Origin of the sequence: Neobacillus drentensis (genome assembly GCF_036962125.1) — a bacterium.
GTDB classification, from domain to species: domain Bacteria; phylum Bacillota; class Bacilli; order Bacillales; family Cytobacillaceae; genus Neobacillus; species Neobacillus drentensis_B.
This window is the reverse complement of sequence record NZ_JBALOA010000014.1, coordinates 118,519-136,979: the sequence shown is the minus strand read 5'-3', so window position 1 is coordinate 136,979 and position 18,461 is coordinate 118,519. Positions and strand designations below refer to the sequence as shown.

Genomic DNA, 18,461 nt, shown 5'->3' with positions numbered 1-18,461 from the left:
CCTCCCGGATTATTCATTTATATAAACGACCTGATCAATTTTCCCTTCAAGCAATATCTCTTCAGGTAAAATCGTTTTAATAACAAAAGATTTCCCTTTTATCAATAGTTGACCTTGCTTTAGTAGCAGGCGGAGTTCTTTATCAGTAAACACCAGCAAGCCTCGATGGTTCTCTATATAGACATGAATTTGCCCGATCATTGTGATTCGGGGTAAATCCATCATTACATCTTGAGGAAGATCCATTTTTTCGGCCATCCAGTTACGGACTTTTTGGCCCCATTTTTTCGCCATAAAAAAAGAACCCCCTTTCATCTCATATTTATGAAATGAAAGGGGGTTCTAGCACACCTTTTTCTTTTTCGTTCAGTTGTTTTATTCCTAGCCATTTCTTGGTCGATAAGGTTTTTTCGCCCGGGGCTCTCCAAGAATTTCCGACCAGATTATACTATTTATCAGGTTTTTTTCATCGGGAACAAGATGGAAGTCGCTAGCATCTTCTTGTTCTTTTTTAACTCTTTCACTATCAGCTCTTGCCTGGGCCAAAGTGATTCCAACGCGAGTTCCTTTACTTTCTTGTTTCAACTGCAGGTATTTATTGTCGAGATTTTCTAGATTATTAAGAATGACTTCTGTTTTTCTCTCAACTTCCATTGGGACAGTTTTCCGATTTTCATTGTAGGTTAGCTGCTTCTTAACCATCGTACGAATATCCTCAAAGGTATTAGTTGAAAAGGGCTTATTTTTAGGTTGGCCCTGCTTCCCTTTTGACTTTTTAAAAAGTACAGAAACAATACCGACAATAATCATGAATAATATACTTTCCAATAATCACCACTCCTTTCATATCCCAAAGTGGTTATTGTCCGTCTTTTTTGTCACCGGTCATCTTTCCAATGGAACCCCTCATCTCAGTGTCAGCTGAAATATTTTTATAATTCATATAGTCCATTACACCAATATTTCCTGATTTAAGTGCTTGAGCCATTGCAAGGGGAACTTCTGCCTCCGATTCGACAACCTTTGCTCTCATCTCTTGAACCTTTGCTTTCATTTCTTGTTCTAGAGCCACGGCCATTGCCCTGCGCTCTTCTGCTTTTGCCTGAGCAATTTTCTTATCCGCTTCTGCTTGCTCTGTTTGTAGTTCAGCCCCAATATTTTTACCGATATCTACATCTGCAATATCGATGGAGAGGATTTCAAAAGCAGTTCCAGCATCTAATCCTTTTGAAAGAACTGTTTGAGAAATTAAATCCGGATTCTCAAGAACTTTACTATGACTATCAGAGGAACCAATTGTGCTAACAACCCCTTCACCGACACGAGCAACGACCGTTTCTTCTCCAGCACCGCCGACAAGACGTTCGATGTTGGCACGAACAGTGATTCTAGCTTTTGCCTTAACCTCGATCCCATTCATAGCAACACCGGCGATAAATGGAGTCTCAATGACTTTCGGATTTACGCTCATTTGAACCGCTTCTAACACATCACGTCCGGCTAAATCAATTGCAGCGCAGCGCTCAAAGGATAACTCAATATTAGCACGGTGTGCGGCAATTAATGCATTAACTACTCTGTCTACATTCCCGCCAGCAAGGTAGTGGCTTTCTAATTGGTTTGTGGTCACATTTAAACCGGCTTTATGGGCTTTTATGAGTGGATTAACCACCCTGCTAGGTGTTACCCTCCTGAGCCTCATTCCGACTAATGTAAAGATACTGATGCGGACACCGGCTGCTAAAGCGGAAATCCACAGCATGACCGGAACAAATGATAATAAAATCCCTAATAAAATTAAGGCAACTACTACAACCGCAATAATAAAGATCGTTCCATTACCTACAATCATTTTTTTACCCCCTTATTATTCTACCTCTCTTACCACAATGCGTGCTCCTTCAACTTTAATGACTTTTACACTTGCATTTTGCTCGATAAAGCCGCCTTCACTAACTGCATCAATTCGTTCATGATTAATAATAACAGTTCCGGCTGGCCGCAATATGGTTAGGGCTACCCCTTCCTTTCCCAACAGATCAATACGATTAATATTGGAAACATATCCATCTTCTTTCCGAGCCGAATCAAAAAGGACCATCTTATTAAATAAAACAAGCTTTTTGTTAAAAATCTTAATCATCAAAAAGAAAACTAAAACAGAAAAGAAAATGGCTATTAAGATAGACACCCCAATTTGGATTGAATCTTCACCTGCTAGAAAAAGGCTAAATATTAAGGCTGCAACACCAAGCGTGCCCGATATAGCCCCAGGTAAAAAGAACTCTAAGAAAATAAGCAGCAATCCTGCTACAAATAATAATAAGGTGCCGTATCCAGCCAAACCTGCTTGGAAATGCCCGTAAAAGAATAAAATCAGTGCGAACACACCGATAAAACCGGCTACACCGAACTTTGATGAAAAAAGCTCTAATACAATTCCGATCCCAGCAATCGATAATAAAACAGTTACAACAACCGGGTCAGTAAGAAATTCAATCATTCGAGGACCCCCTTTCTCTCATATTCTCGACTATATTTATTACGTATGATGTACGATTAAGTTTCATAATAAAATAAAAAGACCACAAGCCAGAAGCCTGCAGTCTTTATGTCAGAATACTATGAAAGGTGTTGTTGTACAAGTTTATTTACAAGTGCCCCATCTGCTTTGCCCTTTACTTTAGGCATAATCGCAGACATCACTTTTCCCATTTCTGCTTTTGATTTTGCGCCGACTTCAGAAATTGTTTCTTTAACGACTTCTGCCAGTTCCTCTTCAGAAAGCTGTTTTGGCATATACACTTCAACAATAGCCAATTCCGTGCGCAACTTATCAACTAGGTCTTCACGACCAGCTTTACCAAATTCATGGAGGGAGTCTTTGCGTTGTTTTACTTCGCGAGAAAGGACTGTTAGCTCTACATCTTCGGTAAGCTCTTTCGTACCGAGCTTAATGGCCTCATTTTGCAAGGAAGCTTTGACCATCCGAATAACTGAGAGTTTGTCTTTTTCCTTGTTTCTCATCGCTTGTTTCATATCATTATTCAAACGCTCGAGAAGACTCATGTATTACACCCTCTCTTAAAACTTACGTTTTCTAGCTGCTTCAGACTTTTTCTTACGTTTTACACTTGGCTTTTCATAAAATTCGCGCTTTCTTGCCTCTTGCAAAGTACCAGTTTTTGATACTGTACGTTTGAAGCGACGAAGAGCATCTTCAAGCGATTCGTTTTTACGAACGACGGTTTTAGACATTCTCTTTCCCTCCCTCCGAAACACAACACACTAACATTCAATCCATGTACCTTGCAATTATAATATAACCTTGATACAAGGTCAACTGAAATTCGTAATGATAAAACAAGCTTTTTATTATTTTTACCCATTTAATAAATGGCATGTATTAAATTCCCTTAAATTCGGCATGTCCCAAATTCACCAACATAGAATGAAGGGGAGGGGGTCTATGAATGGTATACATACTTTTATTTATTTTATGTATTTTAATTTTTATTTTTGGGATGATGATTATTAGGTTTGGTCTGTTTAATTTATCGGCCAATAAATTAAAAGACTGGCTGATCAAATTAACTAGTACACCTTTAAAAGGGATGCTGACGGGAACATTTATTACCGCTCTTTTGCAAAGTAGTACTGCCGTTATGGTGATTACGATTGGATTAATTTCAGCAAGAATTATGAACTTCCCTCAATCGATTGGGATTATCCTAGGGACAAATATTGGAACTACCTTTAAAACAGAGTTAATTACCTTTAATATTGACAGAGCCCTTGTTCCACTAGCAATCAGCGGGGCATTGCTCATTTTATTTAAAAATAAAAAAGCGAGAAGTATCGGAATGCTCTTATTTGGAATCGCTGCTGTGTTCACGGCGATGAAGGGCTTCGAATTATTAGCAGAGCCTTTAACATCAATGGAAATAATCAATAATTATATCCTCTCGATTAATGATCAAATTCTTTTAAGCCTTTTAACAGGCACAATCATGACTGCCATCATTCAATCAAGTACGGCAATGACAGGGATTGCAATGGGTTTTCTAACAGCTGGACTATTGCATCTGGATGCAGGAATCGCGATTGTGCTAGGTGCTAATATCGGGACATGTATTACAGCCCTGATTGCATCGATTGGAGGCGGAAAGGAATCGCGATTAGCGGCTTTTGCCCATGTCTGGCTGAATGTATTGGGGGTGCTACTTTTCATCCCGCTTATCCCAACCCTAACGGACAACGCTTCGTTTTTAGCGGAAACAAAGAACGTACAGTTAGCTCATATTAGTGTAATTTTTAATGTTTCTACTTCTTTAATGGTTTTACCTTTTGCAACCCGGTTTGGTAAAATGATTTTATTTTTCCATGATCGAAAACCAAAAAATCCTCTAACATAAAAACAAGACGGCAATTAAGCCGTCTTATTTTAATAATTAGAAGTTACGGTTTGGCCGTTGACGATGGCGATGCTTGAACTAGCTCCAATTCTTGTCGCACCGGCTTCAATCATTTTTTCAACATCCTCTGTGCTTCTTACCCCGCCCGATGCCTTAACACCCAAGTCAGGACCCACAGTTTTCCTCATTAAGGCAATATCTTCTGCTGTTGCCCCGCCGGTAGAAAATCCTGTTGAGGTTTTGACAAAATCTGCTCCTGCTTTTACTGCCAGCTCACAGGCACGGATTTTTTCTTCCTTTGTTAATAAACTGGTTTCAATGATAACCTTTGTATGTGCTTTACCCCTCGCAGCTTCAACAACAGCACGGATATCCTTTTCTACTAACTCATCATCATGATCTTTTAATGCTCCAATATTAATAACCATATCCACTTCATAAGCGCCGTGCTCAATGGCGTTTTTAGTCTCAAACGCTTTTGTTTCAGAGGTAGTCGCTCCCAATGGAAATCCAATTACAGTACAAACCATAACCTCACTGCCTTGGAGCAGCTCTTTTGCAGTGCTCACCCATGTTGGGTTTACACAAACCGAAGCAAATTTATATTCCTTCGCCTCTCGGCATAAAGATTCAATCTGCTCTCTGGTCGCTTCAGGCTTGAGTAAGGTGTGGTCAATCATTGCAGCAATATTAGTAGTTGTCATTTACCTTGCTCCCTTCGGTTTCCATTCGAAATAATTATTACGTTCCTGAGTGGAGTAGAAAGAAATTTGCTGCTGATAATATTTTGTCCTAATTAAAATAAAAAAAAAGGACCTAAATGGTCCTTAAATGGCAGCTTCTTCTTCCATGAATAATTCAGCTTTTGAAACTAAATCAGCAACAACCTTTACGAATTGACCTTCATTATGAGGATAGCCTGCTTTGGTAATCTTCACCTTTACAATTTTACCAATTAAATCTTCAGATGCTGCAAAAATAACTTTCATATAATTATCAGTATACCCCATCAAGTTGCCGGATCCAGCTTCATCATTCGAAACCTCTTCAGGGATTACTTCTAATACTTCGCCTTCAAATTGTGAAGCATATTCCTTTGCCAGTTGATCTGAAAGAGAGATTAAGCGATGAACTCGGTCATTTTTGACCTCTTCATCGACTTGGTCTTCCATCCGTGCTGCAGGGGTCCCTGTACGTTTTGAATAAGGGAATACATGCAGTTCAGAAAATTTGTGCTCATTGATAAAATTATATGTTTCCATGAACTCTTCCTCAGTTTCACCTGGGAAACCTACAATAACATCGGAAGTAACTGCCAAGCCATGAAGAACTTCTTTTAGACGGTCTAATCTTTCTCCAAAAAACTCCATCGTATACTTACGACGCATTCTTTTTAGAACAGAATTGGATCCAGATTGCAATGGAATATGCAAATGACGAACGACAATAGGCGAGTGTTTAATTACTTCAATTACTTCATCCGTAATCTGACTAGCCTCAATTGAAGAAATCCGCAGTCGTTTTAACCCATTAACTGATTCCAGATCACGAAGTAATTGAGCAAGATTGTAATCCTTCATGTCTTCTCCATAACCGCCCGTATGAATTCCTGTAAGAACAATTTCCTGATAACCAGCATCAACTAATTGCTGTGCTTGATGGATGACTTCCTTTGGATCACGTGATCTCATTAAACCGCGGGCCCAAGGGATAATGCAGAAGGTACAGAAGTTGTTACATCCTTCTTGAATCTTTAAAGAGGCTCGTGTCCGGTCAGTAAATGATGGGACATCTAGTTCTTCATAGACACGGCTTTTCATAATATTACCAACACCATTAATTGGCTGGCGCTCAAGCTTGTATTGCTCAATATATTCGAGCATTTTAATCCGGTCCTGTGTTCCAACCACAATATCCACACCAGGAATTGCCATAATTTCAGCAGGTGAGGTTTGTGCATAACAACCAGTTACGCAAATAACCGCATCAGGGTTTTTCCTGACAGCGCGACGAATGATCTGACGGCTTTTCTTATCGCCGGTATTTGTTACGGTACATGTATTAATAATATAAACGTCGGAAATTGATTCAAAATCAACTCGTTCGTAGCCTTCTTGTTTAAATAACTGCCAAATAGCCTCAGTTTCATAGTGATTTACTTTACACCCTAAAGTATGAAACGCAACTGTTGCCATTGTTTTTCACCTCATTAATTCAAAATGATAGGAAATAGCTGATAGTGCATATAAAGGCGCTGTTTCCGTCCGTAAGATCCGCGGTCCTAATCCACAAACTAAAAATTTAGAATCCAGTAGTTGACGAATCTCTTCATCAGTTAATCCTCCTTCAGGTCCAAAGACCAAAAGAAGAGACTCACCTTTGTTTATTTTATTTAGAGTCGATGCAAAAACGGAAGTTTCTCCGTTTCTACTCTCTTCTTCAAAAGCGACTAATTTATAATCAAAATCCTTGCTGTTTACTAGCAATTCTTTAAAGCTTATCGGACTCATCACTTCCGGTAAAAAAGCACGATGAGATTGCTCAGCCGCTTCCTTTGCGATTTTTTGCCACCGGTCAATTTTTTTGATTGCTTTTTTTTCATCCCATTTTACCACTGAACGTGCAGCTGCAAATGGAAGAAACCGATGACCGCCAAGTTCCGTTCCCTTTTGGATAATCCATTCCAACTTGTCCCCTTTAGGCAGACCACTAGCAATCGTAATTGATATGGGCAGCTCAGGGACCAACTCTTTCCATTGTACAACGTCTGCAACCACACTTGTATCGGTAAATTCTGCAAGAGCACACAATGCTTGCTTCCCTTCTGGATCAACACAAATAATTTTGTCACCAATTTGCATGCGCATCACTTTAACGATATGGTGGCGGTCCTCTTCATCAATCACAAACCGATTGCCTTCTGCTCGTTGTTTAACAAAGTATCGCTGCACAGCTTTGCACCCTTCCTAAAACAATTTGCAAGAAAAAAAGGGGTATGTCCCCCTTTTATTCAACCATTATATCCGTTTCGCAACAATAGCAACCCAATCTTCCATTAAAATGGTTTCGGATATTTCAAAACCAGAAGCAATTAAAGCCTCTTTGACTTGATCTTTTTTCTGCTTAATAATTCCAGAGGCAATGAACGACCCACCTGGTTTAATTACCTTTGCAGCATCATCTGTAAAACGCAAAATGACTTCAGCTAAGATATTGGCCACAACGATATCAGCTGAATTTTCCTCAACATCATCCAGCAGATTATTCTGTGCTGTGACGGCTCGATTACTGACTTTATTGAGTTTGATGTTCACTCTTGCTGTTGTTACTGCTACCTCATCAAGGTCAAATGCGCGGACATCTTCCGCACCTAACATTGCAGCAGCAATACTTAATACTCCCGAGCCTGTTCCAACATCAATTACCCGGTCACCAGGACGAACCGTTCTTTCTAAAGCCTGAATGCATAGGACTGTTGTTGGGTGTGTCCCCGTTCCAAACGCCATACCTGGATCTAATTCAATTATTAATTCATCACTGCTGACTGGAGTATAAATCTCCCAAGTCGGTACAATGGTAAACTTTTCAGAAATTTTGACCGGATGATAATATTTTTTCCAAGCAGTTGCCCATTCTTCTTCATTTACTTCGCTAATCGTTACTTTATTTTTACCAATATCGATATTATGAATAATTAAATTATTTATCGATTCTTTTATAGCATCCACCGTTTCACCTAAAAAGCTATTAACAGGTAGGTACGCCTTTAAAATAACGCCTTCTTCTGGATAATCATCAGGATTGAGTTGATAGATTTCTCCAAATTGATCTTGACGCTCTTTTGTCAGTTCATATGGATCCTCAATAACTACACCACTCGCACCAGCTTCATGCAAAATATGAGAAATAGGTTCAATCGCCTCATTTGTTGTGTGAATACTGATTTCAGACCACTTCACATCTACCAACTCCAATCCTTACTCGCTTTTAAAGGCTCTTTTTACTTTCGAGAAAAAACTTTCTTCGTGTTCACCTATCGGAGATGAGCCGCTTAGCTCTGCGAATTCTTTTAATAGTTGCTTCTGCTTATCCGATAATTTTGTTGGAGTAATAATCCGGACAAGAATGTATTGATCGCCTACACCGTATCCTCGAACATTAGGAACACCTTTTCCTTTTAGACGGAATTTTTTCCCCGTTTGTGTTCCAGCAGGAATTTTCAGCTTCACTTTCCCGTGTAACGTAGGTACTTCAATCTCATCACCTAATGACGCTTGTACGAAAGTGATCGGCATTTCACAATATATATCATCGCCATCTCTTTCAAAGAACTCATGCGGTCTTACATGGAAGACCACATAAAGATCACCGGCTGGTCCACCGTTAATGCCGGCTTCGCCTTGACCTGACATGCGAAGCTGTTGACCATCATCAATCCCCGCAGGAATTTTAACATGAATTTTCTTGCGCTTTTGTACTTTCCCTTTACCACCGCAAGTTACACATTTATGTTTAATTTCTTTTCCAGTTCCATTACAGTGATTACAGGTCCGTCGATTGACAATTCTCCCAAATGGAGTATTTTGTTCGACATTTAACTGCCCCGTTCCATGACAGTGTTGGCATGTTTCCGGCTTTGTTCCAGGCTTTGCACCTGAGCCATTACATGTACCACATGTTTCTTCACGTGGGATTTCAATATCTGTTTCTTTACCAAAGGCTGCCTCTTCAAATGATACAGTCATCGTGTACTGCAGGTCGGCTCCTTGTCTTGGGGCATTTGGATCGCGCCTGCGACCGCCTCCACCGCCGCCAAAGAAAGTATTAAAGATATCTTCAAACCCGCCAAAGCCGCCGCCGAAATCTCCACCGCCGCCGAAGCCTTGGTTTGGATCGGTATGGCCAAATTGGTCATAATGGGCCTTTTTTTGATCATCGCTTAATACTTCGTATGCTTCCGTTATTTCCTTAAATTTATCAGCCGCATCGGCTTCTTTATTAATATCTGGGTGATATTTTTTTGATAGCTTACGATAAGCCTTTTTTACTTCATCCTTTGAAGCACTTTTACTAATTCCTAGTACTTCATAGTAATCCCGTTTACTCATGATTACCCACTCCCGAATCTGTCACATAAAGGTTATTCTATCATTTATGGCATTGTTATTGCAATAAAAAAGCCAAAGCCCATCGTTCTGACTTTGACTTTTTTCTGAGCTGTAATAACTCTTATAAATGTCTAGCTCCAGCGCCTAGGGGCTCGAAGGTCTACAGCAAACTGTCAAGAAGGTAAAAAGCAACCTTCTCGCCAGTTCGTCTTAAGCCTGTCGCCCCTGGACAAGGCGCTTCTGCTTTTCTATTTATCTTCTTTTACTTCTTCAAATTCTGCATCAACGACATCATCTTTAGGACCAGCGGCATTTCCTGCCTCAGGACCACCTTGTTGTGCTTGCTGTGCAGCCGCTGCTTGCTCATAAAGCTTAACGGTTAAAGCTTGAACGATTTCTTGTAATGCATCCTTTTTCGCACGGATTTCATTAAGGTCGTTCTTTTCAATTGCAGCTTTCAACGCCTCTTTTGCTTCATTCGCATTAGCTACTTCACCAGCATCAGCCTTACCTTCAAGGTCTTTTAAAGTTTTTTCGGTTGTAAAGACAAGTTGATCGGCTTCATTACGAAGTTCTACTTCTTCTTTACGAAGTCTGTCTGCTTCTGCATTTTCTTCAGCTTCACGAACCATATTTTGAATTTCTTCATCTGATAATCCGGTTGACGATTTAATTGTGATTTGTTGTTCTTTATTTGTACCAAGATCTTTAGCGCGCACATTTACGATACCATTCTTATCGATATCAAAGTTAACTTCAATTTGTGGAATTCCACGTGGAGCTGGTGGAATATCTGTTAACTGGAAGCGTCCCAAGGTCTTGTTATTTGCAGCCATTGGACGTTCACCTTGAAGGACATGGATATCCACAGCTGTCTGATTATCAGCAGCAGTAGAGAATACTTGTGATTTAGACGTAGGAATCGTTGTGTTACGATCGATTAACTTTGTAAATACACCGCCCATTGTTTCGATACCAAGGGAAAGTGGAGTTACGTCTAGTAAGACAACATCTTTCACGTCTCCAGTAATAACACCGCCTTGAATCGCAGCACCCATCGCAACCACTTCATCCGGGTTAACTCCACGGTGAGGCTCTTGGCCAGTTGCTTTTTTAATAGCCTCTTGAACTGCTGGAATACGAGTTGAACCACCCACTAGGATAACTTTATCAATTTCTGAAGGAGTTAACCCAGCATCACTCAATGCTTGGCGAGTAGGACCCATTGTCCGTTCAACAAGATGTGCAGATAATTCATCAAATTTTGCTCTAGTCATTGTAACTTCAAGGTGAAGCGGACCTGCAGGGCCTGCAGTGATAAATGGTAATGAAATTTGTGTTGAAGTAACGCCTGAAAGATCTTTTTTCGCCTTTTCAGCCGCATCCTTTAAGCGTTGTAAAGCCATTTTGTCTTGTGAAAGGTCAATTCCATTTTCTTTTTTAAATTGGTCGACAAGATAATTAATCACGACTTGGTCAAAATCATCCCCACCAAGGCGATTGTCACCAGCTGTTGCTTTAACTTGGAATACACCGTCACCTAATTCAAGAATGGAAACGTCGAATGTACCACCGCCAAGGTCATAAACAAGGATTGTTTGATCTTCATCTGTTTTGTCTAATCCATACGCAAGAGCTGCCGCGGTTGGCTCATTGATAATACGTTCTACTTCAAGACCAGCAATTTTACCGGCATCTTTTGTTGCTTGACGTTCCGCATCATTAAAGTAAGCAGGTACAGTAATAACTGCTTTTGTCACTGGTTCGCCAAGGTAATCTTCTGCATAAGATTTTAAGTATTGAAGGATAATAGCAGACAATTCTTGTGGTGTATATTCTTTCCCTTCAATTTCTACTTTATAATTTGTGCCCATATGACGTTTGATGGACATGATTGTATTAGGATTGGTAATTGCTTGACGTTTAGCAACCTCACCAACTTGACGCTCCCCATTTTTAAATGCAATAACGGAAGGAGCCGTACGATTGCCTTCTGGATTTGGAATGACTTTTGGTTCGCCGCCTTCAAGGACAGCAACACAAGAGTTGGTTGTACCAAGGTCAATACCGATAATTTTACTCATTTCCTTTTCCTCCTAAAAAATATGTAATCTTATTGATTTACTTTTACCATTGCAGGTCGGATGACGCGGTCTTTTAACAAATAACCTTTTTGAAATTCATCTGTAACAATGTTGGATCCGTAGTTTTCATCTTCACCTTGCATTACTGCCTGATGCTGATGAGGGTCGAACTCATTACCAACCGCATTAATTGGTTCAACACCTTCATTTTTTAAGGCATCTAGCAAACTTCGGTAAACCATGTCCATTCCTTGTAAGAGTGTCTTGGTTTGTTCATTATCAGCCTCAATTTTCATTGCTCTTTCAAAATTGTCAATTGCAGGTAATAGATCTGTGATTAGTTTTTGAGCTCTATATTTTTGGTTCGCTTCTTGATCTAATCTAGTACGTCTCCGAAAATTATCAAAATCTGCTTGCAATCGTAGGTAGCGATTATCCGCTTCCTCTAGCTTTGCCTTCAGTGATTGAATTTCTTGGTCCTTTTCATCAACAGGAAGGGCCTCTGCTTCACTTGTTGCTGTACCTTCTTCAAAAACAGCTTCAACCGTTTTTTCATCGGTAAGTTCAACATGATCAGTGCTTTCAACATCTATTTCTTCATTTAGCGTATTATTATTTTCATTCGTCAACTTACTCACCTCCCTTAAAGCATTTACTACCATTTATAGGATAATTCATATTCATAGTAAAAGGGGTGAAGAAAATACTTTCACCCTTGGTGAAGAAAATACTTTCACCCTTGGTGAACCAAATACTTTCACCCTTGGTGAACCAAATAATTTCACCCTTGGTGAATTATCAGGTAATTCACCCTTACTCAATATTACCCGTGTTATTTATTTTGATACAGGTTTGTTAAGACCGCTGTTAAATCCTTACTTAAAAATTGTAATAAGCTAATCACTCGTGAATATTCCATTCTTGTCGGACCTAGGATGGCTATCGTACCTAGATTTTCAACCCCCGCCGAATAGGTAGCAGTAATTAAGCTGCAATGATCCATAACGCTATTATTATTTTCTGTGCCAATTTTAACATGAATTCCAGCTGAATCATTTCGGATTAAATTATAAATCCATTCTTCTTGGTCAATCATTGTTAAAAGGCTGCGGAGTTTGGTTACATCATGAAACTCCGGCTGGCTTAACATATTCGTCTTTCCAGCAAAGAAAAGTTTTTCATTAATTGGCATCTTTAAAGAATCGGCAATTGTATGCAGCATTAAATCATAATTATTAATATGCTGCCTTAACAACATCGCTACTTCCTTATAGATCTTATCATTTAAGTCATCGAGAGGCACACCTGCTAAACGATCATTCAAGATATTCACTGTTTTTTCTAAATCACTTACATCTATTGATGGTGGTAAAGAAAAGGTCCTGTTCTCAACATGGCCCGTATCTGTGACAAAAATAGCCACTGCGGTTTCTTTGTTTAACGGGATAATTTGAATTCTTTTCAATTTATTAACACTGACAGCAGGACCGAGAACAATCGATGTGTAATTCGTTAAGTCCGATAAGATTTTTGCAGATCTTTGGATAATTTTTTCAAACTCGAAAATCTTCTCTGCAAAAATCGATTGGATAATCGATACATCATGTTGATTTAATACCTGTGGAGACAGGAGATGGTCAACATAATAGCGATAACCTTTTTCCGATGGGACACGCCCTGATGAGGTATGTGTCTTTTCAATATACCCCAACTCTTCAAGATCGGACATTTCATTACGAATAGTTGCCGAACTGAAGGAAATTTCCTCTTTTTTCGACAAACTTCTTGAGCCGACTGGTTGGGCAGATCGAATAAAGTCATCAACAATAACCTGTAGAATTAACAATTGACGATCTGTTAGCAACTTTCATCACCTCTGTTAGCACTCCTGGTTACCGAGTGCTAATTATATTAATAAATTATCAAATGAAGGGGGATGGTGTCAATCAAAAAGAACAGAGAACCTCTGAAACTGTTCAAAAACTTATCTTAGAAATGCCTGGAAAACTTCATTTCCTAGCAGTCTCCCCTTTTTTGTTAAGAATATATGATCTTTTCCCACTTCTAACCACCCTTTTGCTGTTAATTCCACTATCTCCTTTTCGAATAATTGTAGTGGGTCAACCGCAAATTTTTCAATAAAATGGGTAATTGAAACACCAGCTGTTTTGCGTAAACCTAAAAACATTTCTTCTTCCATTTGTTCAACTTTTGTGGTTTGATGTTCTTCCATCACAGGCAGGGAACCACCATTGATTTGATCCAGATACCTTTTTAAAGGACCAATATTTGAACGTCTGAGCCCATTTAAATAGCTATGTGCTCCAGCACCAAACCCATAATATGACTCGTTATTCCAATACGTTAGATTATGGATGCTCTCAAATCCTGGTTTCGAGAAATTGCTTATCTCATATTGGTTAAACCCATGCCTTTCCATTTCTTCCATTAATAATTCGTACATAGCTGCTTCCGTATCTTCCCCAGGAGTGGGCAGCTTTCCTTTTTTCATTAAGTTATAAAAGACGGTTTTGGGCTCAATGATTAAAGAGTATGCAGAATAATGGGTGATATCAAGTGAAAAAGCCTCTGTTAACGTTTCCTTAAAATCAGTTAGGGTTTGTGAAGGTAAACTAAAGATAAGGTCAATACTGATATTTTCAAATCCTAAGGACTTTGCATTGTCAATTGTTTGATATACGTCCTTCGCTTTATGAACACGGCCAATTTTTTTCAGTAATTCCTCATTGAACGTTTGAACTCCAAGGCTAATGCGGTTCACACCAGCCTCTTTTAATATTTTTAATTTCCCCATCGTTAAATCACCAGGATTAGCTTCGAAGGTAAATTCTACCGACTTGTGCTTAGGCAAATTTCTGTTAATACTTTCACAAAATTGATAAATCTGCTGCTCGTTTAACGATGTCGGGGTACCTCCACCGACAAATATGGTATTTAAATCGTTGGTCGGAAATTGATCTAAAGTCATTTTCATTTCTAGATCAAGTGCATTTATATAGTCATCTACCGGCTGTCCTTTAAGAAAAACTTTATTAAAATCACAATAATGGCATATATGCTCACAAAAAGGGATATGGAGATAGGCAGATTTAATCATTACTTTCACTTCCTCAGTTGTTGGAACAAAAAGAGGCTAGAATTCGCCTAAAATGGCTTGTCCTAACCTCCCGCTCGTTTATTTTTTTGTGTTGCTGTCGTCCATTTTTAAGACGGCCATAAATGCTTCTTGTGGTACTTCAACGGACCCAACTTGTTTCATCCGCTTCTTACCTTCTTTTTGCTTTTCTAGCAATTTACGTTTCCGGGAGATATCTCCACCGTAACATTTTGCTAAAACATTCTTCCGCATGGCTTTAATGGTAGAACGAGCAATAATCTTTTGACCAACAGCTGCCTGAATTGGTACTTCAAACTGCTGCCTTGGAATTAGCTCCTTCAGCTTTTCAACAATAATCTTTCCACGTTCATAAGCAAAGTCTTTATGGACAATAAAGCTCAGGGCATCGACTTTCTCAGCATTTAACAATATGTCCATTTTAACCAGACTGGACGGTTTATAACCAATCAGTTCATAATCGAAGGATGCATAACCCCTAGTGCTTGATTTCAATTGATCAAAGAAATCATAAACAATTTCCGCTAACGGCATTTCATAAATAATACTTACTCTATTTTCAGCAAGATATTCCATGGTAACGAAAATTCCACGTTTAAGTTGGCATAGTTCCATAATTGTTCCTACATAATCATTAGGTGCCATCATGGTTGCCTTAACATAAGGTTCTTCGACACGGTCAATTTTTTGTGGATCTGGTAAATCTGATGGATTATCCACCTTTATTTCAGAACCATCTGTCATATGAACATGATAGATAACACTTGGGGCAGTTGTAATTAAATCGATTTTAAATTCCCGTTCAATCCGCTCTTGAATGATTTCCATATGAAGCAATCCTAAGAAGCCGCAACGGAAACCGAAGCCAAGTGCTTGCGAAGTTTCTGGTTCAAATTGAAGGGAGGAATCATTTAACTGAAGCTTTTCAAGAGCTTCACGTAAATCATTAAATTTCGCTGTATCGATCGGATATAGACCACAATAAACCATCGGATTGAGTTTCCGATAACCTGGAAGTGGTTCCGTTGCTCCATTTTTAGCATTGGTAATCGTATCACCGACACGAGTATCTCCGACATTTTTAATTGAAGCAGATAAAAAGCCAACATCTCCAACGGTTAACTCATTAAGTAAGGTCGCTTTCGGTGTAAATACGCCAACCTCATTAACTTCGAATTCTTTGCCTGTAGCCATCATTCTGACTTTATCGCCAACTTTAACTGTTCCCTCGACCACACGGATATAGGCTACAACGCCGCGGTAGGCATCATAGAGCGAATCGAAAATTAACGCCTTCAATGGTGCTTCAGGGTCTCCCTGTGGTGCAGGGACTTTTTGAACGACTTGTTCAAGGATTTCTTCAATCCCGATTCCAGCCTTTGCTGATGCTAATACAGCCTCCGAAGCGTCCAAACCTATGATATCCTCAATTTCTCCACGAACGCGTTCCGGATCTGCACTAGGTAAGTCAATTTTATTGATGACTGGTAATATCTCAAGATCGTTATCAAGGGCAAGGTAAACGTTTGCCAGTGTCTGTGCTTCTATTCCTTGCGCAGCGTCAACGACTAAAACAGCCCCTTCACAAGCTGCAAGGCTCCTTGAAACCTCATAGGTAAAATCGACATGTCCCGGTGTATCAATTAAATGGAAGATATACTCTTCCCCATCTTTGGCTTTGTATTTTAACTGAACCGCATTTAACTTGATGGTTATCCCTCGTTCTCTTTCAAGATCCATTGAATCCAAAAGCTGATCTTTCATTTCCCGAGAGGTTAAAGCATTGGTTTTTTCGAGGATTCGGTCCGCCAATGTTGATTTCCCATGGTCAATATGGGCAATAATTGAGAAATTTCTAATTTTTGATTGTCGTTTAAGTCTTTCATTATTGTTCACGGTATTTCACTCCTACTATACTCGCACATATACACTATTTTGAATTATAACAATAGGATTAACAAGATTCAATCAAAATCGAAAAGCGGGCCTATGGTTCCGGTTCCGACCCCCTAATCGCTAGCAGATCCTAAAAATTTCAAATACCAAAATAGCGGCACCATATTGGTGCCACTATCATGATTTTATTCTGTTATAAGCTGAACTAACTTTTCAGAAGCACCAGATATGCCTTCAGACATCTTCTTTCCCATTGATGAGAAAAAATTGTAAGCACTAATTTCTTCAAGCTTCTTCCGTTTTGCTTCAAGATCATGACTTGAAATATCGTTCCCCAAGAAGGTAGCTTGTAAATCATTATTTGTTTCATTTATATTGACTGCTTTTTGAAGATTTGGATCATCATAACCCTTCATTTTATGAATACCATTATTCGCCAATTGCATTCCTACTAAAACAGAGATTAACATGAGAGCAGCCAAGCATAAGCTTTTGAACATGAACATCTTCATAAAAAATGCTCCCTTACACCTATTGTTTTTTGGTTGATTGTTCAATATCCTGATTTACTTTTTCAGCTTGCCAATAAAATTCACTAAATACATCTGCTAGGGCGTCAGCGGAACGATTTAATTCCTCAAATGTATTATCAACTCCCCCAAATTCTATCAAAAGTGCATTTTCAGAGAGGTTTTGATTATAGATACTGTTAGACCCTGCAGCATTTTTAATCATTACACCCCTGCTTAAGCCCTTATACTTTTTTTGAAGAAGATCGTGAAGAGACTTTGCTAGTTTGGCATTCTTTTCATAATTTGGATTTTTACCACCGATAATAAATGCCAATCTCGCATATGATTTACCATTGATACTTACTGTTGTTTGTGGTTTCCGCTGGGAATCCCTATGAATATCAATTAGGTAATCTAAATCATGGTTTGAAGCCATTGCAGCTTGAACAACCGGGCGGGATTCATCGTAGGATTTCCAAAATTTCCATCCCTTTTTATTTAGGTTCGCTTGAATATCAGTAGTATTAACGGTGGTTCCAATTCCTCTATCCTCGAGACTCGTTTTTAAATGATCTCCTATTTTCATTACATTAATTTTCGAATGATACGCAAGGTTTGGATTGGTAACACCTTTTAAGTATGGTAAGTATGACTCGCGATTATGTGAGAAGTAAACATAGACCACCTTGCGTTTACCCGTGGTTTGACCAGGTGTTGATGGTGGATTCTCATTAGGTGAATTTTCAATACTGTCTAGGTTTTGCAATGATGCTTCTCGCTCCGCTTTCATTATTTCAAGAGGAGGGGCCGATTCAATTGGCATATTAGTGTAGTTTGTCCCCTCACCTGCAACCAGAATTTTCCCATCAAATTCATAAAAACCAGGCAGTTCTCGTCCTAGGAGGCTCCGAGGATCATTTAAATTAATATTGCTTGATAGTTTAAACACCAGGTTGGTTAATTTTGGTGTTGCCGTCCAATCATGTTCGACTGATAAGAAATGGTGGTTTTCCCAACCCATTAATTGATATAACAATTCTCCATTGACATTGGTTGCTGCTTGATTAACCGAAGACGACATCAGTCGATATTGTGGCTTTAACGAGGTTAATAACCCACTAATAGAGAAAATCAATAGCATAAATAGTAACAATAATCCAGTGGCTTTAAGTAGACTTGTCCCTTGTACCATAATAAAAGTTCCTGAATTTTTAGCTTTCATGGTTCCACCTCCCAAAACGGATTCTAGTAAATGATATGAAGATACTAGAATTGGTAGAACCCAAAGTTTATTTTTAGAGGCAGCATTT

General features: G+C 39.1%; 19 protein-coding genes. 1 reads left to right on the top strand and 18 read right to left on the bottom strand.

The window, feature by feature from the left end; genetic code table 11:
* Positions 1-9: 9 nt before the first annotated feature.
* From yqfC to rpsU, 6 genes are all read right to left on the bottom strand, one after another.
* Positions 10-294 carry a sporulation protein YqfC gene (gene yqfC / locus V7121_RS12345; RefSeq protein ID WP_335496472.1) on the bottom strand — a complete coding sequence of 95 codons (285 nt, stop codon included), beginning with the start codon at positions 292-294 and terminating at the stop codon, positions 10-12.
* Positions 295-381: 87 nt separating this feature from the next.
* Positions 382-828, bottom strand: coding sequence for a hypothetical protein (locus V7121_RS12340; protein WP_335496476.1), 447 nt, complete (start codon positions 826-828; stop codon positions 382-384).
* 31 nt (positions 829-859) lie between these two features.
* Entirely contained in the window at positions 860-1,852 is a 993-nt protein-coding gene (gene floA, locus V7121_RS12335) for a flotillin-like protein FloA (RefSeq protein WP_335496477.1), read from the bottom strand.
* Between the two features lie 15 nt (positions 1,853-1,867).
* Positions 1,868-2,503: an NfeD family protein gene (locus V7121_RS12330; RefSeq protein WP_335496479.1), complete on the bottom strand. Its 636-nt coding sequence runs from the start codon at positions 2,501-2,503 to the stop codon at positions 1,868-1,870.
* A 119-nt stretch (positions 2,504-2,622) separates the two neighbouring features.
* A complete protein-coding gene (locus tag V7121_RS12325) occupies positions 2,623-3,069 on the bottom strand; it encodes a GatB/YqeY domain-containing protein (protein ID WP_335496482.1) in 447 nt (148 codons plus the stop codon).
* 15 nt (positions 3,070-3,084) lie between these two features.
* Positions 3,085-3,258 carry a 30S ribosomal protein S21 gene (rpsU, locus tag V7121_RS12320; RefSeq protein WP_007087607.1) on the bottom strand — a complete coding sequence of 58 codons (174 nt, stop codon included), beginning with the start codon at positions 3,256-3,258 and terminating at the stop codon, positions 3,085-3,087.
* Positions 3,259-3,473: 215 nt separating this feature from the next.
* On the opposite strand from rpsU, the gene V7121_RS12315 reads away from it, so the two are divergent.
* Entirely contained in the window at positions 3,474-4,415 is a 942-nt protein-coding gene (locus V7121_RS12315) for a Na/Pi symporter (protein ID WP_335546711.1), read from the top strand.
* 29 nt (positions 4,416-4,444) lie between these two features.
* Here V7121_RS12315 and deoC read toward each other — a convergent pair whose 3' ends face one another.
* From deoC to spoIIP, 12 genes are all read right to left on the bottom strand, one after another.
* Entirely contained in the window at positions 4,445-5,119 is a 675-nt protein-coding gene (deoC, locus tag V7121_RS12310) for a deoxyribose-phosphate aldolase (protein ID WP_335546709.1), read from the bottom strand.
* Positions 5,120-5,242: 123 nt separating this feature from the next.
* Positions 5,243-6,610, bottom strand: coding sequence for a tRNA (N(6)-L-threonylcarbamoyladenosine(37)-C(2))-methylthiotransferase MtaB (mtaB, locus tag V7121_RS12305; RefSeq protein ID WP_335546707.1), 1,368 nt, complete (start codon positions 6,608-6,610; stop codon positions 5,243-5,245).
* Positions 6,611-6,616: 6 nt separating this feature from the next.
* On the bottom strand, positions 6,617-7,366 hold the full coding sequence (locus V7121_RS12300; RefSeq protein ID WP_335496493.1) for a 16S rRNA (uracil(1498)-N(3))-methyltransferase: 750 nt from the start codon (positions 7,364-7,366) through the stop codon (positions 6,617-6,619).
* Between the two features lie 66 nt (positions 7,367-7,432).
* The gene (gene prmA / locus V7121_RS12295; protein ID WP_335546705.1) at positions 7,433-8,374 is read right to left on the bottom strand and encodes a 50S ribosomal protein L11 methyltransferase; all 942 of its coding nucleotides are present in this window, start codon (positions 8,372-8,374) and stop codon (positions 7,433-7,435) included.
* A gap of 18 nt (positions 8,375-8,392) precedes the next feature.
* The gene (gene dnaJ, locus V7121_RS12290) at positions 8,393-9,523 is read right to left on the bottom strand and encodes a molecular chaperone DnaJ (protein ID WP_335496495.1); all 1,131 of its coding nucleotides are present in this window, start codon (positions 9,521-9,523) and stop codon (positions 8,393-8,395) included.
* 248 nt (positions 9,524-9,771) lie between these two features.
* The gene (dnaK, locus tag V7121_RS12285; RefSeq protein WP_335546703.1) at positions 9,772-11,607 is read right to left on the bottom strand and encodes a molecular chaperone DnaK; all 1,836 of its coding nucleotides are present in this window, start codon (positions 11,605-11,607) and stop codon (positions 9,772-9,774) included.
* A 29-nt stretch (positions 11,608-11,636) separates the two neighbouring features.
* Positions 11,637-12,236 (bottom strand): nucleotide exchange factor GrpE, encoded by a 600-nt coding sequence (gene grpE / locus V7121_RS12280; protein ID WP_335496501.1) that lies wholly within the window; start codon positions 12,234-12,236, stop codon positions 11,637-11,639.
* 203 nt (positions 12,237-12,439) lie between these two features.
* Positions 12,440-13,471 (bottom strand): heat-inducible transcriptional repressor HrcA, encoded by a 1,032-nt coding sequence (gene hrcA / locus V7121_RS12275; protein WP_335546701.1) that lies wholly within the window; start codon positions 13,469-13,471, stop codon positions 12,440-12,442.
* 120 nt (positions 13,472-13,591) lie between these two features.
* Complete coding sequence (gene hemW / locus V7121_RS12270) at positions 13,592-14,725, bottom strand: radical SAM family heme chaperone HemW (RefSeq protein ID WP_335496506.1); 1,134 nt, start codon at positions 14,723-14,725, stop codon at positions 13,592-13,594.
* 78 nt (positions 14,726-14,803) lie between these two features.
* Positions 14,804-16,639, bottom strand: coding sequence for a translation elongation factor 4 (gene lepA, locus V7121_RS12265; RefSeq protein ID WP_335496508.1), 1,836 nt, complete (start codon positions 16,637-16,639; stop codon positions 14,804-14,806).
* A 185-nt stretch (positions 16,640-16,824) separates the two neighbouring features.
* Positions 16,825-17,151, bottom strand: coding sequence for a YqxA family protein (locus V7121_RS12260; protein ID WP_335496510.1), 327 nt, complete (start codon positions 17,149-17,151; stop codon positions 16,825-16,827).
* Between the two features lie 19 nt (positions 17,152-17,170).
* On the bottom strand, positions 17,171-18,373 hold the full coding sequence (gene spoIIP / locus V7121_RS12255) for a stage II sporulation protein P (protein WP_335496513.1): 1,203 nt from the start codon (positions 18,371-18,373) through the stop codon (positions 17,171-17,173).
* Positions 18,374-18,461 lie beyond the last annotated feature (88 nt).

What these genes read in the sequence shown, in the direction of transcription:
- mtaB (WP_335546707.1), bottom strand. Translation starts at nt 6,610, where the DNA reads ATGGCAACAGTTGCGTTTCATACTTTAGGGTGTAAAGTAAATCACTAT.
- floA (WP_335496477.1), bottom strand. Translation starts at nt 1,852, where the DNA reads ATGATTGTAGGTAATGGAACGATCTTTATTATTGCGGTTGTAGTAGTT.
- dnaJ (WP_335496495.1), bottom strand. Translation starts at nt 9,523, where the DNA reads ATGAGTAAACGGGATTACTATGAAGTACTAGGAATTAGTAAAAGTGCT.
- V7121_RS12260 (WP_335496510.1), bottom strand. Translation starts at nt 17,151, where the DNA reads ATGAAGATGTTCATGTTCAAAAGCTTATGCTTGGCTGCTCTCATGTTA.
- V7121_RS12330 (WP_335496479.1), bottom strand. Translation starts at nt 2,503, where the DNA reads ATGATTGAATTTCTTACTGACCCGGTTGTTGTAACTGTTTTATTATCG.
- spoIIP (WP_335496513.1), bottom strand. Translation starts at nt 18,373, where the DNA reads ATGAAAGCTAAAAATTCAGGAACTTTTATTATGGTACAAGGGACAAGT.
- V7121_RS12325 (WP_335496482.1), bottom strand. Translation starts at nt 3,069, where the DNA reads ATGAGTCTTCTCGAGCGTTTGAATAATGATATGAAACAAGCGATGAGA.
- V7121_RS12315 (WP_335546711.1), top strand. Translation starts at nt 3,474, where the DNA reads ATGGTATACATACTTTTATTTATTTTATGTATTTTAATTTTTATTTTT.
- deoC (WP_335546709.1), bottom strand. Translation starts at nt 5,119, where the DNA reads ATGACAACTACTAATATTGCTGCAATGATTGACCACACCTTACTCAAG.
- rpsU (WP_007087607.1), bottom strand. Translation starts at nt 3,258, where the DNA reads ATGTCTAAAACCGTCGTTCGTAAAAACGAATCGCTTGAAGATGCTCTT.
- hemW (WP_335496506.1), bottom strand. Translation starts at nt 14,725, where the DNA reads ATGATTAAATCTGCCTATCTCCATATCCCTTTTTGTGAGCATATATGC.
- yqfC (WP_335496472.1), bottom strand. Translation starts at nt 294, where the DNA reads ATGGCGAAAAAATGGGGCCAAAAAGTCCGTAACTGGATGGCCGAAAAA.
- dnaK (WP_335546703.1), bottom strand. Translation starts at nt 11,607, where the DNA reads ATGAGTAAAATTATCGGTATTGACCTTGGTACAACCAACTCTTGTGTT.